Origin of the sequence: Devosia soli (assembly GCF_000970455.1) — a bacterium.
Classification (GTDB): Bacteria; Pseudomonadota; Alphaproteobacteria; order Rhizobiales; family Devosiaceae; genus Devosia; species Devosia soli.
This window is the reverse complement of the sequence record NZ_LAJG01000001.1, coordinates 1-25,434: the sequence shown is the minus strand read 5'-3', so window position 1 is coordinate 25,434 and position 25,434 is coordinate 1. Positions and strand designations below refer to the sequence as shown.

Below are 25,434 nucleotides of genomic sequence, written 5' to 3'. Positions count from 1 at the left end.
TCCTAGCGCTTAATATCGAGAGCATATCTGGCAAGTTCGATCCCCATCGCCTTTTCGACATAGGGATAAACGCTGGGGTCAAGGACGCTCGAGGCGAGCGGAATGATCGTCTTGGGCACATGCAGCACGAAAATTTCCATCCCGACCTCGACTTCGCCGACACTCAGCGGCTTTCCCTCGGCATCAAGCGTCGTGATGACATCGGGGAAAGTCGCGATCCGGGTGCCCTCGGCCGTGTCGATCGCCATATACTCGTTCATCACATGAAGCGTGTGCGCCGCGTCGCCCGTGCCGACGGTGATGGTGCCGATGTCGAATGCGTCCTTGGTATAGACGACGTTCTTGGCGGTCACTGTCCCGGAAACGGCGATGTTGCCACCGGTCGTCTTGACGATGGCGTCGATGACGGCGCTGCCGTTTCGCTTTTCCGCAGCAATAATCGCTTCGCCGAGCGTCAACGCTAACGAAATGCCACCCAAAGCAGCGTTCTTGCGCACATAAGCGGCGCGCAGCGGATTGCGGCAGGATGCGATGAACCCGCCCGATTGATCCGCCGCCGTGCGCAGCACCGGCGAGACTTTCGCCGTCGCGCCCTTGACCACCAATTCGATATATCGGTTCTCCGAACGATTGCCGCCGACCGCCGTCTGGATCATCTGCTCGGGCGAACCGGCCATGCCGATCGAGCCCATGTCGCCGGTCGGATGCGCGCGAATATCCCCAACGGCATCAAGCACTTTGGTGCCGAGCACCGCCGATGGCAGCCAGCCGTTGAGCGTCGAGGATTTGCCGTTTTGCCCGACCATCAGCGCCGCAAGCTTTTCGCCCAGGGTCTCCTGCAGCAGCGCCACCGCCTTGATGTAGTCGACACCCTGCATTTCCCAAGGCGTCGTCGAAGCCGGCGCGCCGATGGCCGCGGCCGTCGCGACCCAGTCATTGTCGTCGAGTTCCTCGATCGAAATCAACTCCGGCTTGCCGACGCTCACCGCCGCATAGCCCAGCATGCGGCCATGGTCGGCCCAGCCGCCGCCGCCCGCTGCATAAACAGACCCGCCCTTGACCGCCGGCTCGACGTCCTTGTCGGTGAGAATCCGTCCCATCAGGCATGCTCCGTTCGCGTTGGCGGCAGCGCTAATGTCAGCGATTGTGCAGCGCAGCCAATGGCATAGGTTCAGGCTTCGGCGCGCCGTGTCAAGCCGGCCCGCCGCGCCAGCAGGCGTTCGAGCGCCGAAAGCGCATCGCTCAACAGCACAGCCAGGATGCCTACGATCAACCCGCCCTGCAGCACGAAGGCCGTGTTGCTGGTCGTCAATCCGGCAATGATGACTTCGCCCAGCGTCCGGGCAGCGACGGTCGATCCGATCGTGGCCGTTGCCAGCGAAATGACGGCCGCGACCCGGATGCCCGAAAGAATGACCGGCAGCGCCAGCGGCAGTTCCACGCCAACGAGCCGCTGCCAGCCAGTCATGCCCATGCCGCGTGCCGCCTCGTCGACATCGCGGGGCACATTGGTGAGCCCGGTCAGCGCGTTCTCGAAAATCGGCAGGAGGCCATAAAGGAAAAGCGCGATCAGCGTTGGCTCGGTGCCAAAGCCCAGCACCGGCACGGCGAGCGCCAGGACGGCAACGGGCGGAAAAGTCTGGCCGACATTGGCAAGGCTCCGGCTTAGGGACAAAAACTCCTTGCCGAACGGGCGCGTCACGAGGATAGACAGCCCCACCGCCACGATGGTCGAGGCAAGCGTTGCGAGGAAGGTGATCCAGAGGTGGCTCAGCGTGATGTCGAGGAGGCTCCCCTGATTGTAGATGGGGGGCGCACCGAAGCGCGTCAGCGGCGCAAAGACCGGCGCAAAGCTCTGCGGCGCCAGAAGAAAAGCCAGCAGCAGGATCAGGATGGCCAGCCTGACAATGGCTCCGGGCGTCATTGCGGCCTCGCAGCCAGCGCTGTCAGGCGGGAGAGCGTGACCCTGCCAATCCGCTGGCCGGCCTCTTCCACCGGAATGGCGTCGCGTCCCGACCACAGGCATTCGGCATAGGCGTCGCGCAGGGAGAGGCTGGCATCGATCGCATCGCCTGCCGCTTCGCCGGGCTCGACATGATCGAGTACGGTTTCGAGCGAAAGGAGGCGGAACGGCCGGTCGCCGGTGCCGATCAGCTGGTTGACGAAGTCGGTCGCGGGACGGGCGATGATCTCGGCCGGCGTCGCATATTGGAGCAGCTTGCCCTTATCCATCACCGCGATCTTGCTACCAAGGGTAATGGCTTCTTCCATGTCGTGCGTTACGAGGACGATCGTCGTGCCGAACCGCTTCTGGATGGCGAGAAGGTCATCCTGCGCCTTGCTCCGGATGATCGGGTCGAGCGCGCCGAAAGGCTCGTCCATGAGAAGAATATCAGGCTCTGCTGCAAGGGCACGCGCAACGCCGACGCGCTGCTGCTGGCCGCCCGAGAGTTCGCTGGGCAGGCGATCGCGATAAAGGGCTGGATCGAGCTGAAAGAGGCTGAGAAGTTCATCGACGCGCGCAGCGATGCGCGGCTTTTCCCAGCCCAGAAGACGCGGCACAGTGCCGATATTCTGCCCCACGGTGCGATGGGGAAAGAGACCATGCCCCTGAATGGCATAGCCGATCTGGCGGCGCAGCTGATGGGCAGGACGATCGCGGGTATCGCGGCCATCGATCCGGACCGTGCCGGCGGTAGGCTCGACGAGACGATTGATCATCCGCATCAGCGTCGTCTTGCCCGAGCCCGACGTGCCGACGATGACGCAGATTTCGCCCTTCTCGATCGTCAAGGAAACATGGTCGACGACGGTTGTCGCCTCATAGGTCTTGGTGAGGCCGTCGATCTCGATCATGCGGATGGTACCCTTTTGGGGGAGACAAGTTCAACGAGAGCATCGAGTACCACGGCCGCGACAAAGGCCAGCGCCACGGTCGGCACGGCACCGAGGAGTACGAGGTCCATCGCCGTCTGCCCAATGCCCTGGAAGACGAAAACCCCAAAGCCGCCGCCCCCAATCAGCGCGGCAATGGTTGCAAGCCCGATATTCTGGACGAGGACGATGCGGATGCCGGTCAGGATGACCGGAAAGGCAAGCGGCAGTTCGACGCCGAACAGCACCTGGTTGTCCGTCATGCCCATGCCCCGCGCCGCGTCTTTGACCGAAGCGTCGACGCCATCAAGGCCAATGACTGTATTGGAGACGATCGGCAACAGGGAATAGGCAAATAGCGCGATCATCGCGGGAGCGGTGCCGATGCCGGATATTCCAACGGCCGACGCCCCCGGCACATTGGCCGCGAGCCAGGCCAAGGGGGCGATCAGGAGACCGAAAAGCGCGATGGACGGGATCGTCTGCACCATATTGAGCACCGGCAATAGTGCCGCGCGGACGCTGGACCGACGATAGCAGAGAATTCCGACAGGTACCCCGATCACGGTGGCCACCGCCAGTGAACCGAAGGCCAGCGCCACATGGGTTCGCGCCTCCGCCCAGAAGGCGGCGCCGCGGTTGGCATATTCCTTGAGAATGGAAAGGTTCTGCCAAACGCCCGCCCAAAGCATGGCGGCGATAGCCGCCGCTACGAGCAGCAGCACGCCGATGCGCGCCAGAGGGCCAAGCCTGAGGCGCACCAGCGCGTCAGCGGCTATCAAGGCAAAGGCGAAAACCAGCACCCAGAAGCCGGCTCCCGGAGAAACACGCGCCACCGTATTGCCCTCCGGCGTCAGGAAATTGGCGGCGCCCCCGAGGAACAGACAGAGCGACAGCACGACGACAAAACTCGACGCCAGCCGCCAAAGGCTCGGCACGCGCAACAGCCCGATCACGCTGCCGAGCGCGATCAGACCGTAGAGGACGATGGCTTGCAGAGCCGGAAGCGCGCCGGAAATCGGCAGCGCCATGCCGGCGACGATCCGGTTGGGGCGCGAGATGACGAAGGGCAGGAAAAACACAGCCGCGAGGACGAGGACGGCGATGATGATGCCAAGCTTGTCGAGCCGCGGGACGCGGGCTGCCTGCAGGTCACTCGGGGAAGAAAGAAGCTGGGCCATACGAAAACGGGGCGACCTGAGCCGCCCCGCATCTTTTTCTTATTTCAGAAAGCCGTTTTCGGTCAGCCAGGTCTTGGCAACATCGGCAGCAGCCTGACCGTCGACCTGGATCTTGCCGTTGAGGTTCTGCAGCGTCACGAGATCGAGCTTTTCAAACACCGGCGCAAGCAGGGTTTCGATCTGCGGATATTCCTTGAGCACCGCTTCGCGGATGATTGGCGCGGGCTCGTAGACCGGCTGCACGCCCTTGTCATCCGTCAGCACTACGAGGCCGGCTGCGGCGATGGCGCCGTCGGTACCATAGACCATGGCGGCATTGGCGCCATCGGTCCCCTGGGCCGCGGCAGCGATCGTGGCGGCGGTGTCACCACCGGAAAGCACGATCAGCTGATCGGACGAAAGGGTGAATCCATAGGCGGTCTGGAAGGCCGGCAGGGCAGACGCGGAATTAACGAATTCGGCAGAGGCGGCAAGCTTAACTTCCCCACCATCGGCGACATATTTGCCGAAATCGGAGAAGGTGACGATGCTGTTGGCGCTCGCCAGATCCTGTTTGATGGCGACAGCCCAGGTGTTGTTGGCCGGGGCAGGCTTGAGCCAGACGATCTTGGCATTGTCGTAGTCGAGTTCCTTGGCCTTCTCATAGGCCGCGGTCGCGTCCTTCCAGGCCGGGTCATCGGCAACGTTATAGAAGAAACCGGCATTGCCGGTATATTCGGGGTAGATGTCGATTTCGCCGGCGGTGATGGCGCCGCGCACGATCGGGGTGGCGCCGAGCGAGAGCTTGTCGGTCACCGGCACGTCATTGGCTTCCAGCACCTGCAGAATGATGTTGCCGAGCAGTGCGCCTTCGGTGTCGATCTTGGAGGAAACGACGACCTGCGCCGAGGCCGCAGTCGCCATGAGCGCGAAGCCGGCAGCGGCACCAACGATCCGGGTAATCAATCGCATAACGGTCTCCTGATTTGCATCGGTTCTCCCCGACGCCTTGCGATGCATTAAGGTAATTCAGGTGGCGTGCTGAATGCGGCCACGGGCAGCGGAAATTCATGCTAGCGCATTCTGGCCCACTGGCAAAACAAACCTAAGCCGTTCACGTTCCCGAGATTTGGCGCACAACGCAAAAAAGAATTGGCGCCTGGTTACTCGGGCATGCGCAAGGCAAAGAAACTATCGACATCGTCGAGCACCGACAGCCCCAGCAACTCGTCGAGGAAGGCCTGCGAATTGAGCGCTTCCTCGATGCTTTCGATATCGGTCGAGAGCGGCCGGTCGGCGACATAGAAGGCGGAAACCTCGCGCGTCGTGCGATAAACGAGCCCGGGAACATTGCCCGGCCGGTCCCCGGAAATATCCATGGCCTGCGCGGCGAGGATTGCCTCGATCGCCGCCATGCGCCGCAGGGCCAGCACCTGCCGCTCGAGCCGTTCGATGACAAGCGGCAAAAAGGCCGCCTCGTCCTCGAGCCCACCGGCAACGACGAGCGCCTGGGCCGAGATCGGCGCCATCAATGTCTGGACGCGCACGAAAAGATCGCCGGCCAGTTTGATCAGCGGCCCGAAGCCGGTGGCGATGGCGCCGGGCGCCACGAGATTGACCGGCAGGTTGCGCCGTCCGCCATTGCCGAGCAGCACGCAGCGATTGAAGGAATTGCGCGCGATATGGGCGATGGCAAGCTGGGCGGCCTGGACGAAGATGGTGACATCGAGCGGCAGGGAACCGCCCGAGGTCAGCACCTTGCCCCCGGCCACCACCGGATTGTCATCAGGCCGCCCCGTAGCGTTAAGAATGGTGGTGGCAGCCGTGGTCAAGGCCTCGAAGGCCGTCGCAAACACCTGGCTCATCATGCGCAGCGAGAGCGGGTCCTGCACATTGGTGCCGCCCGGCCATTCCCAGCCGAGTGCGTTGAAATAAAGCCAGGCGCCGACTGTCGCCTCCCGCGCCGTGCCGACATGGGCGACGGCGCGCCAGGGATCGCGCGAGGCGCCGAGGGCGCCGGCCGTGGTGAGCCCGGTGGCGAGCAGCACGCGGCTGGCATGCGCGGCTTCGCGCACGGCATTGGCCGCAGCGGCAAAGGCCACCGAATTGGTCGATACGGCAGCCAGACTATCGCGCGGCGCCAGCGTGACGGGCCGCAACCCGGCCGCTTCGAGCGCTTCGGTCGCCGGCAGGCGCTGGCCACGATGCATGGCCTCGCCTACTCCCGTGAGCACCGCCCCGATCTGGCCCATCAGTCCGATATCGGCGCAACCGATCGAGCCCGTCCGGCGCACGACGGGAATGACGTCCCGATCGAGGAGATCGAGAAAGGCCCGCACGAGGTTGGGCGTACACCCGACCTTGCCGGTCAGCGCCATATTGGCGCGAATGGCGATGGCATTGCGCACCACCTCGATGGGAAAGGCCTCGCCCGTACCGAAATGATGTGCCCGGACAAGACCCATATTAAAGGCGTCGAGTTCCTCGGATGACCAGGATGCGTCCTTCATCGCGCCCACACCCGTTGTCGTGCCATAGACCGGCCGGCCCGATGCCATGGTATCGAGCAGGACGGCGCGCGATTGGCGTACGGCGTCCATGGCACTCTCGGCGGCCCGCACCACGTTGGTCCGTCGGGCGATCCGCGTCAGCGTCAAGAAATCGAGCGGCTCCCCCGAGAGCATGATGGGAGCGGGAGCGGGCGGAACGGGCGTCTGGAAATAGTCGAGGCTCATGGCGCCGCACGTTGCCAAAAAAACCAAGCAAAGGCGAGAGCCGCGCGACGCTGCCCTTGCCCTTGACTGTCACGAAATCGCTTGCCAACCGGTGCATTTGCTTTAGACGACCGTGTCCCCGCTTCGCACGGCTCCTGTTGAGCAGACCGAGCCGGCCAGCCAATTGGCTCGGACATGTAAATGTTAAATCCCACGTCTGGCACGTTGTGCTAGGCGTGAGACGAGTCGCTGCTCGCAGTCGGCCTGACTTTGGAGCGTGACGTGGTGACCATGGATCTCAGAGCCGACCTCAGGCGGGCGACTGCCGCTGTTCATGAAGAGCTCGACGCGTCCGTCGGCCAGTTCAACGACCGGGCGAGCTATGGCCGGTATCTTCACAACACCCTCGCCTTTCGCGAACGGATCGAGCCTGCCCTGGCGCAAAGCACAATCTGGTCGACGCCATCGCTCCTCGATGATCTGCACGCCGATCGCGACGATCTCGAGCTTGCAGTCCTTCCGGCCAAGCTCCCGGTCAACGCGATCACCGATGCCAGCCGACAGATCGGCGCCTTCTATGTGCTCGAAGGCTCGTGTCTCGGCGCGCGGCTGCTCGTACGCCGCGCCGAGGCAATTGGGCTGACCGGCCTTTTCGGCGCTCGCCACCTCGCCGCGCAGGCGGGTGATGCAGGCCGCTGGCGAAATTTCCTTTCACTTCTCGATCGCGCCGAAGATCTCGATCCGGCCCGCGCCATCGACGGTGCATTGGCGGTCTTCGAGGTCGCCCTTGCCATTTATACGGAGAAGATCGGTGAACGATCCCAAGGCGTTTGACCTGACGAGCTGTGATCTCGAACCCATCCATATCCCGGGCTCCATCCAGCCCTATGGCGTGATGCTGGTTGCCGATCCGCGCAGCGGCGAGATCGTCGGCTATGCCGGCACCGGGAACACGTCCGATGCCCTGTTGGGGCGTAATCTCGCCGATCTTATCGGCCACAGCGCCGAAAGCATCGTGCCCTTACTGCCGCGCACAGGCCTGCACGTCATCGGCGAAGTCGGCTTTGGCGAAAAGCTTCAGGATGCCGTTGCTTATCGGAGCGGGGAACATCTCGTGGTCGAACTGACCGACCGCGCGGATGGCACGCAGCTCGGCATCGCCTCGCTTGCCCTTCTCGATACGCTTGAAGCCCGGCTTGAGCGCACCGTGACGATCGAGGCGCTTTCGACGGAAGCGGCGCGCGTCTTTCAGCAATTGACCGGCTATAGCCGGGTCATGCTCTATCGCTTCCTCGATGGCGACGCCGGCGTTGTCCTTGGCGAAAGCATCTCGGACCAGTCACCGAGTTTCATGCACCACCATTTCCCGGCCTCGGATATTCCGCGGCAGGCGCGCGCGCTTTATGTGCGCAACAAGGTGCGGGTTATCGCCGATGTCGGCTACGAGCCGGCCCCGATCGTCAGCGCCAGTTCCGATCTGACCAGCATCGATCTCAGCGATTCAACGCTGCGCAGCGTCTCGCCCATCCATATTCAATATCTCAAGAATATGGGCGTCGCCGCTTCCGCCTCGATGTCCATCGTCAAGGATGGCATGCTCTGGGGCCTCATTGCCTGCCATCATCACGAAGTGCGGCCGCTTTCGCTCAACACGCGTATCGCCTGCCAATCCATGGCAGCGAGCCTGGCTCGCATGGTCAAGTCGCGCGAAGAGAACGAGCTTTATCGCGAGCGCGTCAAGCTGCGCGCGCAGGAAGACAGCATTCTCAGCCACCTCGGCGGTGATCATAGCCTCACCGATTTCTTCGCCCGGTCCGGTGAAGACCTTGCAAAGCTCCTCGATGCTGATGGTTTTGCTGCCGTCCAGGGCGGCGATCTTTTCCGCTACGGCCACTGTCCGGATCCGGCCGATATTCGCGCCATTGCCGATTATGTCCGGGTTCCGGCGCTTCTCAAGCCCGTCGCGACACGTGAACTTTCCGCAGAATTTCCGATAGCGACCGACTTCCGGGACAGCGCCAGCGGGCTTGTCGCCGTCACCATGTCGACCGAAGTGCCGACCATCCTGATGTGGTTCCGCGTCGAGCAGCTGCAGGTGGTCAAATGGGCCGGCAACCCGCACAAGGACGTGCCGCATGAGCCCGGCGCCACGCTGACCCCGCGCGCCTCGTTCGAAGAATGGTCGGAAAACGTACGCGGCCGTTCCCGCGAATGGAGCCTGGCTGAAACCGAGTCAGCCGCGCGCGTCGTGAAACTTCTTCTTGAAGCACGCAACAATGGCCGCATCCGCCAGCTCAACCGGGAACTGACGACCACGCTGCGCGAAAACGAGCAGTTGATCGCCCAGAAGGATTTTCTCCTTCGCGAGGTCAATCATCGTGTCCAGAACAGTCTTTCGCTCGTTGCGGCGTTTCTGCGCATGCAGGGCCGTGCGGCCGGCGGGGATACCAAGGACGCGCTCGAACAGGCGCAACACCGGCTCATGGCCGTGTCGCTCGCTCACCGGCGGCTCTACCAGGATGACAGCGTCGAGATCATCGATCTCTCGCGTTATCTCGAAGAGCTCGCGACCGAACTGCTCGATGCCATGGATACCGGCTGGCGGCACAATCTTCATCTCGATCTCGCGCCCATCCTGATCAGCACAGATCGCGCTGTTTCCGTCGGGCTCGTCGTCAACGAGTTGCTGACCAATATCACCAAATATGCCTATGGCGGCGTGCCCGGCCCTGCGGTTATCAAGCTCGAGCAACATCGCACCATGCTGCGGCTCATCATCGCCGATTCCGGTCGCGGCATGGGCACCGAGGTGACGGGCACCGGCTTTGGCAGCAAGATGCTGAGCGTCCTTGTGCGCCAGTTGCAAGGTACGCTCGATTACGAGGACAACCTTCCGGGCACACGCGCGGTCATGACCGCCCCCATCAAGGCCCAGAGCGAAAGCGCCAACTAGGTCCTCGACCACAGCCTTGTTTGCCGCTTTTTTCTTGATGGCCCGTGCCTCGAAGGTGCGCGAGCCGCAACGCCAGGACTTTGATCTTGCTGTTCAATCTCGGCGGCTGACGCCGTAACTACCAGCGCAGGCCCGAGGGACTCGGGCGCTTGAAATGATCGGTCAGCGCCAGCAGCACCACCATGTGAAGGCGCTCGGCCGATCCGGGATCCTTGAGGCATTTGACGCGCGAGGAGACGGTAAAGTGGAGACCGTTGCGAAGACCCGTCGCGGTATAGGAAAGCAGATGCGCTGCCGCATCGTAACTTGCCGTGACCACTTTGAATTCCATCGTCGCCATCGCCTCGCCTGAATAGACCAGAGCCTATTCATCTTGAGTTTGCGGCAAGCGATTGGCAAGCACTTCAAGATTGCGTCAGGCCTGTCTACCAGACGATTTTGTGTGTCTCGCCGGTCTGGACATTGACGAAACCTTCCGGACAGAGCGCGGAAGGCGCGACCAAGACCCAGCGCCAGGGCGAACAGGTGAGCGTCGCAAAGATCAAAAATTCAGGAAAGCCAGGTTTCCAGCGGTTCATCGCGGCAGGGGCATAGACCCAGTCCACCTCCTCGGCGCGGGCGAGGAAGGCCTTCATATCCGCGTCGAACGCTTCGGCGGGGCGCGCGGTCATGAGACCGGCGATTTCGAGGCGCAGTTCGGCAACGACCTCGCCGCGATGGACGAGGACATAGCCACCATCGATTTCGGCGAGGCGATTGACGGCCTTGGCCATGGCGGCGTCGGACGAGCCGATGCACCAGATATTGTGGCTATCGTGGGCGACAGAGCAGCAAAGGGCGGTGTCCGGATCGGCAGGGCCGACGCCGGTCCAGAACATGGACGCCACCGCGCCATCGCCGCGATAGCGATCCACCATCGACCATTTGGTGATGAGTTTTTGGGGATCGCGCTGCACTTCGCCGTTTTCGACCGGAAGGGTCTCGACGGCAAAATCCTCGTTCCAGGCGAAGGGGCGAGAGATCGCCGCCTGCATGGTGGTGCGGCCAGGTTCGGCTTTGATGGCAAAATCGGCGGCGGTCAGCGTGCGGCCGATATTGACGGAGCCAGACGCCCAATCGGGCCAATCGATGCGGGTCTTGGGACCGGTATAGGTCCTGCCCTCGGAGACCAGCTGGCCATCGGAATAAACATGGGCGATGTCGATCGAGGGGACGTCGCGCAAAAGCACTATGTCGCCATAGCGTCCCGGCGTGATCGAGCCGACCCATTGGTCGATCCGCATATGGCGCGCCGGATTGATGGTGGCGCATTGGATGGCGATTTCCGGCGAGAGGCCGTAGTGGATCGCGTGGCGGACATTGTGGTCGGTGGCGCCATCGCGCAGCGTATCGCTGGCGCTGCGATCGTCCGTCGTGAAGGCGATATTGGACCAATCCTTGAGGCCCTTTTCGATGAGGCCGGGAATTATGGCGTCATAAGAGAAGGGACGAAGCTCGGTAAAAAGCCCGCGCAGCAGCCGATCCCAGGTTTCTTCGAGCGCCCAGACTTCGTGGTCGGAGGAAAGGCCAGCAGCAGCGAAGGCGGAAATATCGTGGAGATCGGTGAGACCATTGCCGTGGCCTTCGACGACGCCGCGCATTTCAAAGGTGGCGCGGATCATGCCCCACATGCGCGCGTAGCCCGGATTGGTGGGGTCCCAAACCGAGGGCCAGTCCATGACCTCGTCGAGGCTCGTCACCGAGAGATTTTCCGAGAGGAATTTTCTCTGCTCGTCATATCCAAAATAGCCGCCGGACTGCTCCCATGGCGTGGGCGGCACGGCGGAACCCGGTTGGATGAACACCTTTAAAGGCGAGCCGGCGCGGCGGGCCTTTTCCCAGAACTCGATGTTTTTGGGGCCATTGACGTTGGCGAATTCGTGGCTGGCTTCGCAGGTCCAGGTGTTGCCGCGCGGGAGGACGAGCTCGGCCTCGAAATCGGGCGTGATGTGGGTGGATTCGATGTGCTTGTGGACTTCGCCGAAGCCGGGGACGGCGGAGAGGTCGGGATAGGAAACGCGGGATTTGACCTCGCCACGATAGGAGCCCACCGGGCCGACATAGGCAATGCGGCGGCCGGCGATGATGATCTCCTGGTTGTCCATCCACTCATTGGCATGGACGGCAAGGAGGCGGCCGACTTCCACGGCAAGATCGGCCGGTCTTTTGCCCAGCGACACCAGCAACAGATGCTTCCGGATGGCGACCTCATCGGTCGCGGAGAGGATGAGGTCGTCGGGGAGGGTCATATCTTGGTCAGGGTCCGCATTTGGCGGGCGCGCTGGGCGCGATAGCTGAAAAGGATCAGGGCAAGAACCGTGACCACGAAGGGAATGGTCTGGATCATTTCGCCGGGAATCCAATTGAAGAGATTGGGCATGACCACCGCGAGGGCTTCGAAAATGCCGAAGAGGAGCGCGGCGAGCATGGCGCCGACCGGATGGCGCGCGCCGAGCAGCACGGCGCCGAGGGCAATAAAGCCGCGGCCCGCGGTCATGTCACGAGTAAAGCCGATGTAGTTGAACATGGCCAATTGCGCGCCGCCAATGCCGGCAAGAGCGCCCGAGGCGACAAGGCTCCAGGCGCGCACCTTGGTGACGTTGATGCCCGCCGCTTCCGGGGCCGCCGGATATTCGCCGACGCCGCGGAGCCAGAGGCCATAGGGGGTGCGGTAAAGGAAATACCAGACCGCAAAGACCATGAAGAGTGCGAGCCAGGAGAGGATCGAGTGGTCTGAAAGGAGGCTGCGCAGGGTCGGCCCGACGACGGGGATGGCATCGAGGAAGGAGAGATTGACCGCCGGGACAGCCTTGGATTGGAGATTGATCGACGTGCCCTTGTCGCCCCCAGTGGCTTGCGAGAGGGCGAAGACGGTGCCGCCGGTCGCGAGAATATTGACGGCGAAGCCGACGAGGATAATGTCGGCTTTCAAGCGCAGATGGAAGAAGGCCATGAGCGCACCGAGCATGGCGCCGGCGCAGATGCCGGAGAGCACCGCGACATACCAGGGCGCATAGACCGAGATGATGACAGCGGTGAGCGCCGAGATCAGCATCATACCTTCAAGCGCGACATTGAGCGCGCCGGAGAGATCGGAAATAAGGCCGCCGAGCGTGGCGAAAAGCAGTGGTGTCGTGGTGCGGATGACCGTGACGAAGAAGGTCGCGGAAAAGACCGTCATCAGGAGTTCGATCATTTCGCGGCCTCCGGCGTGGCGGCTGGTGTCGTCTTGCGGCCGAGGAGATTGGCAAAGAATTTCTTGCCCGGCAGCGAGAAGGACGAGGCAACGAGAAGGATGATGATGGCCTGAACCACCGAGATCATTTCGGTGGGCACGTCGGTGCGGATGCCCATGAGCTGGGCGCCCTGGCGGAGATAGCCATAGGCCAGCGCCACGAAGGGCACGGCGAGCGGCCGCGAGCGGGCGACAATGGCAATGAGAATGCCTTCGAAAGCGAGATTGCCGTCAAAATTCTGCGCGAGATTGCCGAAGGCGCGGCCCTGGACGAAGACGGAGCCCAAGAGGCCGCCGAAGGCGCCTGCGACGGTCATGGCCGAGACCATTATGAAGCTCGAGCGGATGCCGGAATATTCGGCAAATTTTGGATTGTGTCCGACCAAGCGCAGTTTGAGGCCCCAATTGGTGCGGTAGAGCAGGAACCAGACGACGAAGGTCGCGACGAGGGCGACGAGAATGCCGAGATCGAAGCGCGTGCCGGGGAGGATGGCGGGATAGATCGCCGTGTCGGGGAACTTGGCCGTCGCCAACTGGCCTGTGCCTTGCGGGGCGAGGTGGGCGCGGATGAGGTAATTGACGATCAAAATGGCGATATAGTTGAGCATGAGCGAGGAAACGATCTCGCTCGCGCCGAAGCGCGCCTTGGCATAGCCGGGGATGAAGCCATAGACGGCGCCGGCCAGCATGGCGGCAACCATGGCGACGGGAATGGCGAGTGGCGTCGCGCCAATCGGCGACATGGCGATGAGCGCGGCAAAGAGCCCGCCCATATAGACCTGGCCCTGCACGCCCATGGAGAATTGCCGAGCCTGGAAAACGAGGCTGAAGGCGAGACCGGTGAGCGTCAGTTTGGCGACATCGTCGATCCAGAGGCCCATGGTGCGATTGGACGAGAGCGGCGCGGTGAGCAGCGTCTGGAAAGCGGCGCCAGGATCGGCTGACGTCAGAAGGATCACGACGAGGGCGACGAGCAGCGCGATGACGACAGCGGTGACGGCGCGGCCGGTTTCGCGGCCGATCATGGCCCAGCGGGAAGGAGAGTTCTGGCTCATTGGAGGGCTGCCCGCATGGTTTCGGGATCCTGGCGCGAGAGGCCGAGCATATAGGTGCCCAGCGTTTCGGCGGTGAGGTCATCGGAATTGACGAAGGCCGCGACGATCTTGCCGCGATAAAAAACGACGAGGCGATCGGAGAGCGCGAGCAGTTCGGAGAGATCGGCGGAACTCAAAAGCACCGCGGCGCCGCCATCGCGGGCTTCGGTGAGGGACTTCCAGATGAACTGGGTGGCGCCGAGGTCGACGCCGCGGGTCGGCTGATTGACGAGCAAGAGTTTCGGCTGCTCGGAGAGTTCGCGCGCGACGACGACCTTTTGCATATTGCCGCCCGAAAGCGTGCCGACCGGATAACCGGGGCCGCCAGCGCGGATGGAATAGCGCTCGATGAGTTTGAGGGCTTGGGCCTTGATGGCCTTCAAATCGAGCAGGCCATTGCGGACATAGCGCTTGTCGGCAAGGCGGGTGGCGACGAGGTTTTCGGCGATGGTGGCACCGGTCGCGAGCCCGCGCGCGATGCGGTCCTCGGGGATGCTGGCAAGGCCCAATTCGCGGCGCTCGAGGGTCGAGAGCGGGTTGAGTTTTTCGCCATTGAGATAGACGACGCCGTCGGCGATTGCGCGAAGGCCGGCTATGGCTTCCAAGAGCTCGGCCTGACCATTGCCCTCGACGCCGACAAGGCCGAGGATTTCACCCTGATGCACCTTGAGGTTCAGGTCTTCGGCAATCGGCGCGCCACTTTCGGCCGTGAGTTTGAGCGCCTTGACTTCGCAGGCAAGATCGCCGCGGCCCTTGGCGCGATCGACGCGGAGCGCGATTTCGCGGCCGACCATCATGGTGGCAAGACTTTGTTCGGTGACTTCCTTGGCGTTTACCGAGCCGACCGTCTTGCCGGCGCGCATGACGGTGATGCGATCGGAAATGGCGAGAACTTCGGGCAGCTTGTGGGCGATGAAGATGACGGTGCGGCCCTGGGCGACGAGGGCGCGGACGGCGACGAAGAGTTCTTCGACTTCCTGCGGCGCAAGGACGGCAGTCGGCTCATCGAGAATGAGGATGCGCGCGTTCCGATAAAGCGCCTTGAGGATTTCCACCCGCTGCTGCTGGCCGACAGGGAGTTGGCCAACCGGCGGCAGGGGGTCGACCGCGAGGCGGAATTTTTCGGAAAGCGCGCGCACCTCTTCGATCGCCTTTTGGCGGTCGAATTTGATGCCAGTGCGCGGCTCGGAGCCGAGCACGACGTTTTCATAGACCGAGAAGGACGGCACCAGCGAAAAGTGCTGGAACACCATGCCGATGCCATTGTCGATGGCCTCGCGCGGATTGGCGAAGGAGACAGGCTTGCCGTCGAGGCGCAGTTCGCCGCGATCGGGCTGTTCGATGCCAAAAAGGATTTTCATCAGCGTCGACTTGCCGGCCCCGTTCTCGCCGACGACGGCATGAACTTCGCCCGCTTCGATCGAGAGATTGACGCCGTCATTAGCGACGGTGCCGCCGGGATAGGTCTTGCCGATGGAAATGGCTTCGAGCAGCGGCGCCATGGCGTCTCCTCGCGAAAAGAAAGTCTTACTTGGAACAGTCGGCGGTGTCGTGGATCCTTCGCCCCCTCTCCCCTAGAGGGGAGAGGGAGGGGCTGAGGAGTGAAGGCCGTCGGTTAGTCCGACAGTCTGAACCCCTCATCCGAAGCTAAGCGCCACCTTCTCCCCCTCAGGGGAGAAGGAAAGAGCCACGGCACGCCAACTATCAGCCAAATCAGTTCATGCCGGTATCGACGGTGATTTCACCGGCGATGATCTTGGCTTCCTGCTCATCGACTTCGGCGCGGACATCGGCCGGAACAAGCTTTTCATAATAGCTGTTCTTGGCGATGCCCACAGCGCCATCGGCAAGGCCGAGGATCAGGTTGGTGCCATAGGGCGCGGTGCCATCAAGGGTCTGCTGCAGGGCGGTATAGAGCGAATCCCCGACCTTCTTTTCGACCGAGGTAAAGATCACATCGGCCTGAGCCGGATCGGTGGGCGCGAAAATTTCGGCCTGATCGCTGTCGACACCAACGGCAAGCTTACCTTCGTCGCGAGCAGCCTGGAGCGCACCGATGCCGGTGCCGCCGGCGATCGGGAACACCACGTCAACGCCTTGGGCGAACTGGGCCAGCGCCAGTTCCTTGCCCTTGGCCGGATCGGTGAACGAGCCGGCGACAGCGCGGGTCACCTGGACATCGGGATTGGCGGCCTTGGCGCCCTGCTCGAAGCCAAGGGCGAATTCGACGACGGTCGTGCCTTCAACGCCGAGGATCTCACCAAGCTTGCCGCTCTCGGAGATCTTGGCGGCCGCATAGCCGGCCAGATAAGCGGCGGTCGAGACGCGATAGTTGATGGCGAGCATATTGCCGAGGTTTCCGGCGGTGAAATCAGGCGCATCGTCAAAAACGATGAACTTGGTTTCCGGATAGTCCGGAGCGAGTTCGGCCATGAAGCCAGTCATTTCCCAAGTGCCAGCGATGACGACGTCATAGCCCTGGTCGGTGGCGTCGGCGAGGGCCGGCTGCCAGCGGCCGCGATCATTGCCCGCTTCGATGACGGTAACATCGACCGGGAGATCCGCCTCGGCACGGTCCAGACCCGCAGCGGCGGAGTCAAAGAAGCTCTTGTCGCCGAGATTGCCGTGAACGACCAGGGCAACCTTGAGCGGGTTCTCCTTGGTGTATTCCTGCGCGAAAACGGCGCCAGCGGATACCGAGGTCATCAGACCCGCGGCAAGAAGACCGCCAAAGGCGCGGCGGGTGAAGGTGGGGTTGGACATTGACGAAGCTCCCTTAAGGCTTGGGTCAGGCGGTGACGCGGTAGGCAACGGACGCGCGGTAGAGCGCCACGAGGCGATCGACCTTTGCTTCCTCGATCAAGGTCACCATCGGCGTGCCGAGGCGGCCTGAAGGATCGACCACGGTCATGCCGCGCGCGATCCCCGGCGCAAGCGCCACATCGACGGAGGCACGAATGGTCTTGGTGACGAGTTCCGGCTCGATGACCGCGGCAATGGCCAGCGGATCGACGAAGCGGAAATGATCGGGCCCGCCATAGCCGACAGTGGTCTTGCGGGCGTGGTCGACAAGCGCGGCCGAAAAAGTCTTTTCCGGGCTATCGGGAATTTCAGCGAGGAGCGCATCGACTTCGTCGCCGGTCATGAAATGGGTGACGCAGGGCTCCCACGGCGCGACAAGCGTTTCGACGTCGGCGCCGAAGACGATCGCGGCAGCTTCGGGGTCGGCATAGATATTGAATTCGGCGGCGGGCGTCGTGTTGCCGCGGCCATAGACAGTTGCGCCCATGATGGTGAGCTGGCCGATGCCCGGCACGATTTCGGGGGCGAGCCGCAGGGCAAGCGCCAAGTTGGTCAGTGGCCCGATCATCAGGATATCGACCTTTTCGCCAGCCTTGGCGGCGGCGCGGAAGGTCTCGATGAGAAAGCCGACGCCGTCGGTGCTGGCGACATCAGGGATTCTGGCAGGTCGCGGCGCGCCGCCAAGGCCGTCTTCGCCGTGGATATATTTGGCATCGATGACCGGCTGGGTCAGCGGACGATCGGCGCCCTTATGAACCGGCACCGAGCCTTTGCCCGCGACTTCGAGCACAGTGAGAATGTTGCGCGTTGCCGCATCGAGGCCGACATTGCCGAAAACGGTCGTGATCGCGTCCGGCGTCTTGCCATTGGCGATCAGCATCATCAGGGCCTGCGCGTCGTCGACGCCACCATCGGTATCGAGAATGAGTTTTCTTGCCATTATGCCACTTTCCGAGCCGCTGCGACGCGGTCCCAGAAATCCCTATAGGTGTTTGAGTACTCGGCCCTGATCTCGGACAAGGGCCGGCGCAGGAGCTGCCGATCTTGTACCAGCTGCTCGCCGGCGACAAAAACATGGCGCACATCCCGTCCGCTTCCGGAATAGACCAGCAGCGTCTCGATGTCAGGGGTCTCGGAATAGCCTGCACCAGAAATATCGATCGCGATGATATCGGCCGCCTTGCCCACTTCGAGCGAGCCGATCTCGGAAGCGAGCCCCAGCGCCTTGGCGCCTTCGATGGTCGCCATGCGCACGAGCTCGGCGCTGGAGATCGGCTGCGCTGTCCGCTCGCGATGAGAGGCGACAAGACCGGCAACCCGCATTTCGTTGATCATGTCATAGCCGTTGTTGGCCGCGACATTGTCGGTGCCCAAAGCAACAGTGACGCCCGCAGCCTTGAGATCGACCACCGGGCAGATGCCCTCGCGGCCCGAGCGAAGGCCGGCCGTCGCATTGTGGGAAATGGAAGCATGCGGCGCGCGGGCGAAAACCGCGATATCCTCAGGGCTGAGATCAAGGCAATGCGCTGCGTGGATGCGGCCATTGAAGAAGCCAAGCTTTTCGAGCGCCACTGCCGCCGTCGTGCCATAGCGCCGCTCGGTTTCTTCATTGTCTTCAGGCCCGCACGCCATGTGCAGGTGCAACCCGACGCCGAACTCATTGGCGACGGCGACTTCGGCGAGAAGCAGATCTTCCGTGTTATCGACATAGGGTGCATGCGGGCCGAACCAGGGGATCACCCGCCCATCGGCCGAGCGCTGCTGGCGCAGAAAATCGGTCGCCTTGGCAAGTTCTTCCTCGCCGCGCTCTTTGTCGCCCAATTGCACGATGCCATAGGCGATGACGGCACGAAGACCTGCATCCTTGACGGCCGCCGCAATCTCTTCGGCAAAAAAGTATTGGTCGCAAAATGTCGTCGTACCGCTCAGCGCCATTTCCGCGCAGGAGAGCGCCACGGCTGGCCCGATGTCCGACGAAACAAGCGACAGCTCCGGCTCGCGAATGGAATTGTACCAGCCCTCCATGGTGAGAAGGCTCTGCCCTTCCGAGCGGCCGCGGAACAATATCATGGCCGAATGGGTATGCGCATTGACGAGGCCGGGCATGACGATATGGCCGGCCAAATCGTGGACTTGGTCGAAGTCGGCACCCCTTGGACACGTCTCCGCTGCACCAACGCCGGTGATCCTTCCGTCAACGAAGCTGACCCATCCACCCGAATAAACAGCGTTGCCGCTATCCACAGTCAGGACCGTTGCGTTGCAAAGAAGCGTAGAACCCATTTGACCTATCGTTGGTAAAGCGCTTTACATAGCCAATCTAACGATGGTTTCACGAAGGTTGTCAAATGCAATCGCTAGGGATGTGCACAAGAGCGAAGCTCTTCGCTTTTATGCATAAATCTTCGGCAGGCGCGCTGTGAGCACTAATCCGTTCATCGCCGACCCGACAGTTCCAGCTCGTCTCGCCGCGATCTCGGAGGAAACGCGCCGGACAATCGCGGCGCGTATCGAAAACGCGCTAGGCGACGCTCAGGGGTATCGGAATGCTAACGAAGGCAGCGTCATTCCGGCCCGATTGGCAGCCGATCTTGTTGCCGAATTCGCCCTTGTCTCAATACGCGATCTCATGTGCTTGTTGCTCGATGTTGCCAAGAAAATCGCCCGGCCGAGCATCTCAAATTTTCACGTCGGCGCCGTCGGCCTCGAAGCCGAAACAGGCAACCTCATTCTCGGCGGCAATGTCGAATTTCCGGGCACCCATCTCGGATTTACCCTGCACGGAGAAGGGTTTGTCTTCACCCGTGCCATGAGCCGCGGCACCAATATTTCCGTCATCGCCATCGGCGAAGCCCATCCCTGCGCCCATTGCCGCCAGTGCCTTGCCGAATATGCGGCTAGCGACAGACTCGAACTGATCGATCCCCTCGGCCACACGCTGACCCTCGCCCAGCTCTATCCCTGGCCGTTCGACCCCGACTATCTCGGCGAAACCGGCGCCGTCCCAGGCCGCGAACTCTGGCCCCCTCTCAGATTCGACGAAGACGCCAGTTCGGCCTGGTCGGAAACGCTGCTCGCCGCGGGCCGGCGCAGCCATTCGCCCTATAGCAAATGCCCTGGTGGCGTCCTCCTGCACCTTCGAGACGGCAATATGGTTTCGGGCCATGCCATTGAAAGCGTTGCCTTTAATCCGACCATCCACCCAATCCAGGCCGCCATGGTGGACCTGCTCGCCCATGGCTATGACTATGCCGACATCACGGGCGCGACGCTCGGCACGGTGCGGGGTGGCGCTGTCGATTACACGGTCAGCACACGCGAATTGCTAACGCGCATCGTGCCCGGTGCCCCGCTTATCGTCCTGGGGTGGACCCCGTGAGCGCGGCGGATTTTTCCCGGACACCCTGGGTAGATGTCGCAGAGCGCATCGAACGGGGCGCCCTTGCGGTCCTTGCCATCGGCGCCTGCGAGCAGCATGGCGCGCATCTGCCGCTGACGACCGACACCGATATGGCGCATGGCGTCGGCAGACGGCTTGCAGATGATCTCGATGCGCTTCTCCTCCCGCCGATCACCTATGGCGACGCATGGACGGCAAGTGCTTATCCCGGCACCATTTCCATCTCGCCGCGCACGCTACAGGCCATGATCGAAGACATCGGCCACGAGCTTTTGCGCATGGGTGTGCAAGGCCTGATCATCGTCAACGGCCATTTCGGCAATCGCGAGCCGATGCTGCTCGCCGCGCGCCGTCTCACAACCGCCGGCCTGCCGGTTTGCCATCTCGACTATCCCGGCCTCGAGCGTCTTGCCGGCGATATCTGCGAGAGCGCGCCAGCGGGTCCCGGATTTTATCATGCCGACGAAGTCGAGACGGCGATCATGCTCGCCATTGCTCCCGATAGCGTCGACATAGCGCGTGCCGAACCCTCCTACCCACAATTTCCGCCGACATTCGGCAGCGAACCCATGCAGTTTCGCGATTTCAATCCCTCTGGCGTTTTCGGTGACCCACGGCCGGCAACGCGGGACAAAGGCGAAGCTCTCATTGCCGGTATCCTCGGGGAAAGCCTCAAACTGGTAGCGGCTTGGAGGGCGCGCCATGGCATCTAGGGCCTTCAGATGGCGACCCTGAGTGAGGTCGCGGCCGAGGCCGGCGTTTCGCCAACAGCGGTCTCGCGTTATCTTAATCACCGCATCGAGCTGCCTCAGGCAACGCGTGACCGGATCGACGCCGCGATCGCCAAGCTCGACTATCGCCCGAACCTGCTGGCGCGCCGACTGTCCACGGGCAAATCCGAAGCCATTGCCCTTGTGACACCGGATATCGCCAACCCATTCTTCGCAGAGCTTGCTGCCGCCGTCGAACGACAGGCCCATGCCAGCGGCTACTCGGTCTACATAACCTCGACCGGCGGACATGCCGATGCCGAAATCAACGCTATCCGGCGCATGGCCGACAGCCACGTCGATGGCCTGATCATGACGACGAACCGCGTCGACGACGGCTCGCTTGCCGGTCTTCTTGCGGGGCGCGAAAACGTCGTGCTTCTCGACGAGGATATTGCCGGCGTCACCGTTCCGCGTGTCTTCGTCGATAATGCTGAAGGCAGCTATCGCGCGACGCGGCACCTGATCGAAATGGGGCATCGCAGCATCGCCCTGATCGGTGGGCCGCATCGATTGCTGAGCGTCGGCGAGCGCCTGGCAGGGTTCAGCCGCGCCATGGGTGAGGCAAGCCTGACCATTCGACCCGGTTGGGTTCTGCTTGGCGAGTATACGCGGGACTATGGCGCTGCTGCCACCCATGTGCTGCTCGATGCAGCCGAACCGCCAACGGCGATCCTCGCGTGTTCGGACTACATTGCCATCGGCGTCATGCAGGGGGTGCGTGAGCATGGCTTGTCCATTCCCAAGGATATTAGCCTCGTCGGCTTCGACGACATGGCGTTTGCAGCGCTCGTCGACCCGCCGCTCACCACAATCCGCCAGCCTGTCGCGGCCATGGGCGAACTGGCCGTGCGGCACTTACTTTCCCTTCTCGACGGGCACGTTCCCCCGGCCGAAACACGGCTACCGGTGGAGTTGATGATCCGCCAATCCGTCGCCCCCCCTTTCAAGCAAGGCTAGACCATGACCAAACGCATCCTGATTGCCGGCGAATCCTGGACCGTTCACTCGATCCACCAGAAGGGGTTCGACAGTTTCACCACCACCGAATATGCCGAAGGCGTGCGCTGGCTGAAGACTGCGCTCGAAAAAGGCGGTTGGGATGTCACCTTTCAGCCATCCCATGTCGCAGCGCGCGATTTTCCCTTCACGCCGGAAGATCTTGCCGCCTATGACGTCGTGCTGCTTTCAGATATCGGCGCCAATACGTTGCTCCTTCATCCCGAGACCTTTACCAAGTCCCGCGTCCTGCCCAATCGGCTCGCCTCGATTCGCGACTATGTCGCCAAGGGCGGCGGGCTCGTCATGGTGGGGGGCTATCTCACTTTCCAGGGGATTGACGCAAAGGCGCAGTATGCCGGCTCCCCGATCGAAGAAGCGCTGCCGGTTTCGATCGAACAGGGCGACGATCGTGTCGAAGCTCCCCAAGGCATTCATCCAACGATTGCCGATGGCAACCACCCAATCGTCGCCGGACTTGATGACGAGTGGCCGATCCTTCTCGGCTACAATCGCATTGCGGCTAAGCCCGACGCCACTCTGGTCGCCCGAGTCGGCGATCATCCGCTCATCGTTGCGGGCAGCTTCGGCCAAGGCCGAAGTGTTGCTTTCGCGTCCGATTGCGGGCCGCACTGGGCGCCGCCGCCATTCGTCGAATGGCCGGGCTATGACAGGCTCTGGACCCAACTTTGCGATTGGGCGGCCGGCCAGTAACGCTTAGACCGCTGCAGGCCGTGACAATCGTGCAGTTTCACGGCAAGACAGCGCCGAGCCCATTGCACCATCATATTGGACGCGCGCGTGAACGACCTTTTGCCCGAAGACCTGATCGTCAACGCCAAGGACGAGGTAGCGATCCGCAAGCACCTCGCGCTCGTCGCCTTGGGCAAAAGGCCCGCTGACCGCGCGGTCCGCGTCGGTAGGCTATTTGACAGCTATGGCCGCAAATGGCACGAGGACCAGGAGGTCGTGATCTCGGGGCGCCGCATTGCCTGGGTTGGGCCAACCGGTCAATTTCCCGGCGAAGTCGGGGAGCGGGTCGACCGCCGGCATTTGAGCGCTCTTCCCGGATTCGGCGAAGTGCATAAGCATATCGAGTCGAGCCATCTGACCCCGGAATGGGAGGCAGCGCTGGTCCTGCCGCATGGCTGCACGTGGACCTGCGAAGCGAGCCACGAATTCTCCAATGTCAACGGCTCGAGAAACCTCGAATTCTGGCTGACCGCGCGACGTGCCGGCTCGCCGGCAAAGATCTTCCCACTCCCCGGTTCCGCGGTTCCGCCAACGGCTTATGAATGGGGTGGCGGGCATTTCGGCTATGCCGAACAGACCGAATTCCTGCGCGACAACCTCACCGTGGCGGGACTCGATGAGGTCATGGACTGGCCGGCAGTCTGGAATCCCGAGAACCCGTCGCATGACAGACTCTGGGGCATGATCGAAGCGACGTTCGCACAGCGTGGCGTCGTTGAAGGACATGCTGCCGGCATGCGGGCAATCGACGACATCAACGCCTTTGCCGGAGCTGGCATGGCGTCGGACCATGAGGCCTGGACGCCACAGGAAGTCGCAGACAAGCTGCGCCGTGGGCTGTTCATGGAACTCCGCCCGCATTCGCTCAAGGAAATCATCAGCGGTCTGATCGCCGAAGGGCAGGACGATTGGTCCAATTTTGCCCTTTGCACAGATGATCGCAGCGCTTCCGACACCATGAAGCTTGGTGCTACGGACCACAATGTCCGCCTCGCGATGGAAGCCGGACTGCCGCTCGAAATCGCCGTGCAACTCGTCACGATCAATCCAGCCCGCCATATGCGGCTGACGCCTTGGGTCGGCGCCATAGCGCCGGGGCGCTTTGCCGATCTCGTTCTTCTTGACGATGAAAAGACGCTCGGGATCGCGGAAGTCTGGGCGGACGGGAAGCAGATTTCGGCCGGCCGGACCTATATCGCCGAAGTTCCGAAGATTGCCTGGCCGATATGGGCGACGTCATCGGTCAATATTCAGCGCCAACTGACGCCGTCCGATTTTGCGATTGCTGCGCCGGCTGGCCGTGAAAAGGTCAATGCCGCGCTCCTGCGCCCCTTCCATTGGCATGACGATTTCATCACCAGCAAACTCTCAGTGGTGGATGGCCTGGTGCAGCGCGACAGCGACCAGAACATTACGAAATTTGCCATCGTCGACCGATTTTCGGGCGAAGGCCGAACCGCGAAGATGTTTTGGCTAGGAACCGGGCCAAAGACGCCAGATACGGCACTCGCCTGCTCTATGGGGCACGACAAACACAATATCTGGGTTGTCGGGTCATCCGACGACGCCATGGCCTTGGCGGTCAATACACTGACCGAAATCCAGGGCGGGTGGGCCTTGGTCAGCGGCGGCAAAGTGTTAGCGACGGTTCGCTATGAGATCGGCGGCCTCATGACCAATCGTGCCGCGCCCGAACTCGATCGGGAAATGCTCGAACTCTATCGTCAGGGCGAAACGATAGAGTGGATGTATGAGCCGACATTTTCGCCCCGATGGTGGCCCGGATTTCCAGAAAGACTGGCCTTTGCAACATTGACCTGCTCGCCATGGCGATGGGTGCTTGTCGCTCCGTCGCCTTTGGCGCCGGAAGGATTTGTCAATGTTTCCAACGGCCAGACCCATCCGATCGTCTGGTGAAGACAGGAAATTAGGCGGCAAGCGCGGTGCGGAGACGGCGAAGGAAAGCACGGCAGTCCTTGAGAGTCTGGTCGACCGCGGCGGCATTCTCCTCAGAATAGGTATCGGCCTGGGCTGATAGCGACGCCAAGAGAGATAGGCGCTCCTTGTGCAGCGCGGCATCGATTTCGAGATCGGCGGCCGTGACGAACGCCCGGCGCATCTCCTGAAGCCGCAGCAGCATGGAAAAACTTGCATAAAGACGTCGCGCCACACTGGGGTCGCGCCGCCAGTTTTCCCCGGCAAACGCCGCCGATGCCCGCTGCCCTGCGCCTAGACAGTCGAATTCTTCGCAGCCATCGTAACCCAGTTCCTCGCGTTTGGCGTGAATGGTGCACCGGAAGTCGCTGGCGAGGTGGTGGCATGGCTGCCCGGCGGCCTTGTCATGTGCAAACTGGCTGCCGCGATCGAATGCAAGGGCGGTGCAGCAGAGCGCAAAGCATTTGCTGCAGTCGGCAAAGAAGTCCGTTTCCATCTTGTTCCCCGTCCCCAGCCGTCGACTTGTCCCGTTTGACCGTTGGAACGCAAAAAGCCTCCGCTTATGTGCGGAGGCTTTTAGGTTTGGTTTTGTAAAGAGGTGATGTGTTTTTGGCAGACCTTGCAGTGACCTACTCTCCCAAGTCTTGAGACTTAGTACCATTGGCGCGGAGGGATTTGACGGTCGAGTTCGGGATGGGATCGGGTC

General features: G+C 62.3%; 22 protein-coding genes and 1 rRNA gene. 7 read left to right on the top strand and 16 right to left on the bottom strand.

Annotated elements, in window-relative coordinates:
* Positions 1-2: 2 nt before the first annotated feature.
* The 6 genes from VW35_RS00110 to VW35_RS00085 form a co-directional block, all read right to left on the bottom strand.
* A complete protein-coding gene (locus VW35_RS00110) occupies positions 3-1,100 on the bottom strand; it encodes a DUF917 domain-containing protein (protein WP_046141003.1) in 1,098 nt (365 codons plus the stop codon).
* Between the two features lie 71 nt (positions 1,101-1,171).
* The gene (locus tag VW35_RS00105; protein WP_046141002.1) at positions 1,172-1,924 is read right to left on the bottom strand and encodes an ABC transporter permease; all 753 of its coding nucleotides are present in this window, start codon (positions 1,922-1,924) and stop codon (positions 1,172-1,174) included.
* Positions 1,921-2,856: an ABC transporter ATP-binding protein gene (locus VW35_RS00100; RefSeq protein WP_046141001.1), complete on the bottom strand. Its 936-nt coding sequence runs from the start codon at positions 2,854-2,856 to the stop codon at positions 1,921-1,923. Before VW35_RS00100 ends, VW35_RS00105 begins: the two co-directional genes overlap by 4 nt.
* Positions 2,853-4,055: an ABC transporter permease gene (locus tag VW35_RS00095; RefSeq protein ID WP_046141000.1), complete on the bottom strand. Its 1,203-nt coding sequence runs from the start codon at positions 4,053-4,055 to the stop codon at positions 2,853-2,855. Before VW35_RS00095 ends, VW35_RS00100 begins: the two co-directional genes overlap by 4 nt.
* Before the next feature lie 39 nt (positions 4,056-4,094).
* The gene (osmF, locus tag VW35_RS00090; RefSeq protein ID WP_046141067.1) at positions 4,095-5,006 is read right to left on the bottom strand and encodes a glycine betaine ABC transporter substrate-binding protein OsmF; all 912 of its coding nucleotides are present in this window, start codon (positions 5,004-5,006) and stop codon (positions 4,095-4,097) included.
* Between the two features lie 191 nt (positions 5,007-5,197).
* A complete protein-coding gene (locus VW35_RS00085) occupies positions 5,198-6,769 on the bottom strand; it encodes an aromatic amino acid ammonia-lyase (protein WP_046140999.1) in 1,572 nt (523 codons plus the stop codon).
* A 264-nt stretch (positions 6,770-7,033) separates the two neighbouring features.
* Here VW35_RS00085 and VW35_RS21875 point away from each other — a divergent pair, with 264 nt between their 5' ends.
* Together VW35_RS21875 and VW35_RS00075 are read left to right on the top strand one after the other, a co-directional pair.
* The gene (locus VW35_RS21875) at positions 7,034-7,582 is read left to right on the top strand and encodes a biliverdin-producing heme oxygenase (RefSeq protein WP_152662414.1); all 549 of its coding nucleotides are present in this window, start codon (positions 7,034-7,036) and stop codon (positions 7,580-7,582) included.
* Positions 7,560-9,701: a histidine kinase dimerization/phosphoacceptor domain -containing protein gene (locus VW35_RS00075; RefSeq protein WP_244465797.1), complete on the top strand. Its 2,142-nt coding sequence runs from the start codon at positions 7,560-7,562 to the stop codon at positions 9,699-9,701. Before VW35_RS21875 ends, VW35_RS00075 begins: the two co-directional genes overlap by 23 nt.
* Before the next feature lie 118 nt (positions 9,702-9,819).
* On the opposite strand, the gene VW35_RS00070 is transcribed toward VW35_RS00075, so the two are convergent.
* From VW35_RS00070 to VW35_RS00035, 8 genes are all read right to left on the bottom strand, one after another.
* Positions 9,820-10,032: a hypothetical protein gene (locus VW35_RS00070; RefSeq protein WP_152662413.1), complete on the bottom strand. Its 213-nt coding sequence runs from the start codon at positions 10,030-10,032 to the stop codon at positions 9,820-9,822.
* A gap of 94 nt (positions 10,033-10,126) precedes the next feature.
* Positions 10,127-11,989, bottom strand: a complete 1,863-nt coding sequence (locus VW35_RS00065) for an adenine deaminase (RefSeq protein WP_046140996.1) — start codon at positions 11,987-11,989, stop codon at positions 10,127-10,129.
* Positions 11,986-12,936 (bottom strand): ABC transporter permease, encoded by a 951-nt coding sequence (locus tag VW35_RS00060; RefSeq protein WP_046140995.1) that lies wholly within the window; start codon positions 12,934-12,936, stop codon positions 11,986-11,988. Before VW35_RS00060 ends, VW35_RS00065 begins: the two co-directional genes overlap by 4 nt.
* Positions 12,933-14,030 carry an ABC transporter permease gene (locus tag VW35_RS00055; protein WP_200896848.1) on the bottom strand — a complete coding sequence of 366 codons (1,098 nt, stop codon included), beginning with the start codon at positions 14,028-14,030 and terminating at the stop codon, positions 12,933-12,935. Before VW35_RS00055 ends, VW35_RS00060 begins: the two co-directional genes overlap by 4 nt.
* Positions 14,027-15,571 carry an ABC transporter ATP-binding protein gene (locus VW35_RS00050; RefSeq protein WP_046140993.1) on the bottom strand — a complete coding sequence of 515 codons (1,545 nt, stop codon included), beginning with the start codon at positions 15,569-15,571 and terminating at the stop codon, positions 14,027-14,029. The genes VW35_RS00055 and VW35_RS00050 overlap by 4 nt, the downstream gene beginning before the upstream one ends.
* 211 nt (positions 15,572-15,782) lie before the next feature.
* Positions 15,783-16,832 (bottom strand): BMP family lipoprotein, encoded by a 1,050-nt coding sequence (locus tag VW35_RS00045; RefSeq protein WP_046140992.1) that lies wholly within the window; start codon positions 16,830-16,832, stop codon positions 15,783-15,785.
* A gap of 25 nt (positions 16,833-16,857) precedes the next feature.
* A complete protein-coding gene (locus VW35_RS00040) occupies positions 16,858-17,811 on the bottom strand; it encodes a nucleoside hydrolase (RefSeq protein ID WP_046140991.1) in 954 nt (317 codons plus the stop codon).
* On the bottom strand, positions 17,811-19,154 hold the full coding sequence (locus VW35_RS00035) for an amidohydrolase family protein (protein WP_046140990.1): 1,344 nt from the start codon (positions 19,152-19,154) through the stop codon (positions 17,811-17,813). Before VW35_RS00035 ends, VW35_RS00040 begins: the two co-directional genes overlap by 1 nt.
* 136 nt (positions 19,155-19,290) lie before the next feature.
* Here VW35_RS00035 and VW35_RS00030 point away from each other — a divergent pair, with 136 nt between their 5' ends.
* From VW35_RS00030 to VW35_RS00010, 5 genes are all read left to right on the top strand, one after another.
* Positions 19,291-20,250: a cytidine deaminase gene (locus VW35_RS00030; RefSeq protein ID WP_046140989.1), complete on the top strand. Its 960-nt coding sequence runs from the start codon at positions 19,291-19,293 to the stop codon at positions 20,248-20,250.
* On the top strand, positions 20,247-20,984 hold the full coding sequence (locus tag VW35_RS00025) for a creatininase family protein (RefSeq protein WP_046141065.1): 738 nt from the start codon (positions 20,247-20,249) through the stop codon (positions 20,982-20,984). The genes VW35_RS00030 and VW35_RS00025 overlap by 4 nt, the downstream gene beginning before the upstream one ends.
* Before the next feature lie 9 nt (positions 20,985-20,993).
* On the top strand, positions 20,994-22,001 hold the full coding sequence (locus VW35_RS00020; RefSeq protein WP_046140988.1) for a LacI family DNA-binding transcriptional regulator: 1,008 nt from the start codon (positions 20,994-20,996) through the stop codon (positions 21,999-22,001).
* Between the two features lie 3 nt (positions 22,002-22,004).
* On the top strand, positions 22,005-22,754 hold the full coding sequence (locus VW35_RS00015; protein WP_046140987.1) for a glutamine amidotransferase: 750 nt from the start codon (positions 22,005-22,007) through the stop codon (positions 22,752-22,754).
* 87 nt (positions 22,755-22,841) lie between these two features.
* Positions 22,842-24,710 carry an adenine deaminase gene (locus VW35_RS00010; protein ID WP_046141064.1) on the top strand — a complete coding sequence of 623 codons (1,869 nt, stop codon included), beginning with the start codon at positions 22,842-22,844 and terminating at the stop codon, positions 24,708-24,710.
* 10 nt (positions 24,711-24,720) lie between these two features.
* Here the strand turns inward: VW35_RS00010 and VW35_RS00005 are convergent, their stop codons facing one another.
* Both VW35_RS00005 and rrf read right to left on the bottom strand, forming a co-directional pair.
* Positions 24,721-25,224 carry a hypothetical protein gene (locus VW35_RS00005; RefSeq protein WP_052951386.1) on the bottom strand — a complete coding sequence of 168 codons (504 nt, stop codon included), beginning with the start codon at positions 25,222-25,224 and terminating at the stop codon, positions 24,721-24,723.
* 120 nt (positions 25,225-25,344) lie between these two features.
* Positions 25,345-25,434: ribosomal RNA gene (gene rrf / locus VW35_RS22220) — 5S ribosomal RNA — on the bottom strand; the annotation flags it as partial.

Excerpts from the sequence above, each read along its gene's own strand:
- osmF (WP_046141067.1), bottom strand. The coding sequence starts at position 5,006 with ATGCGATTGATTACCCGGATCGTTGGTGCCGCTGCCGGCTTCGCGCTC.
- VW35_RS00045 (WP_046140992.1), bottom strand. The coding sequence starts at position 16,832 with ATGTCCAACCCCACCTTCACCCGCCGCGCCTTTGGCGGTCTTCTTGCC.
- VW35_RS00095 (WP_046141000.1), bottom strand. The coding sequence starts at position 4,055 with ATGGCCCAGCTTCTTTCTTCCCCGAGTGACCTGCAGGCAGCCCGCGTC.
- VW35_RS00050 (WP_046140993.1), bottom strand. The coding sequence starts at position 15,571 with ATGGCGCCGCTGCTCGAAGCCATTTCCATCGGCAAGACCTATCCCGGC.
- VW35_RS00015 (WP_046140987.1), top strand. The coding sequence starts at position 22,005 with ATGACCAAACGCATCCTGATTGCCGGCGAATCCTGGACCGTTCACTCG.
- VW35_RS00035 (WP_046140990.1), bottom strand. The coding sequence starts at position 19,154 with ATGGGTTCTACGCTTCTTTGCAACGCAACGGTCCTGACTGTGGATAGC.
- VW35_RS00100 (WP_046141001.1), bottom strand. The coding sequence starts at position 2,856 with ATGATCGAGATCGACGGCCTCACCAAGACCTATGAGGCGACAACCGTC.
- VW35_RS00070 (WP_152662413.1), bottom strand. The coding sequence starts at position 10,032 with ATGGAATTCAAAGTGGTCACGGCAAGTTACGATGCGGCAGCGCATCTG.
- VW35_RS00005 (WP_052951386.1), bottom strand. The coding sequence starts at position 25,224 with ATGGAAACGGACTTCTTTGCCGACTGCAGCAAATGCTTTGCGCTCTGC.
- VW35_RS00040 (WP_046140991.1), bottom strand. The coding sequence starts at position 17,811 with ATGGCAAGAAAACTCATTCTCGATACCGATGGTGGCGTCGACGACGCG.
- VW35_RS00110 (WP_046141003.1), bottom strand. The coding sequence starts at position 1,100 with ATGGGACGGATTCTCACCGACAAGGACGTCGAGCCGGCGGTCAAGGGC.
- VW35_RS00060 (WP_046140995.1), bottom strand. The coding sequence starts at position 12,936 with ATGATCGAACTCCTGATGACGGTCTTTTCCGCGACCTTCTTCGTCACG.
- VW35_RS00065 (WP_046140996.1), bottom strand. The coding sequence starts at position 11,989 with ATGACCCTCCCCGACGACCTCATCCTCTCCGCGACCGATGAGGTCGCC.
- VW35_RS00055 (WP_200896848.1), bottom strand. The coding sequence starts at position 14,030 with ATGAGCCAGAACTCTCCTTCCCGCTGGGCCATGATCGGCCGCGAAACC.
- VW35_RS00020 (WP_046140988.1), top strand. The coding sequence starts at position 20,994 with ATGGCGACCCTGAGTGAGGTCGCGGCCGAGGCCGGCGTTTCGCCAACA.
- VW35_RS00105 (WP_046141002.1), bottom strand. The coding sequence starts at position 1,924 with ATGACGCCCGGAGCCATTGTCAGGCTGGCCATCCTGATCCTGCTGCTG.
- VW35_RS00085 (WP_046140999.1), bottom strand. The coding sequence starts at position 6,769 with ATGAGCCTCGACTATTTCCAGACGCCCGTTCCGCCCGCTCCCGCTCCC.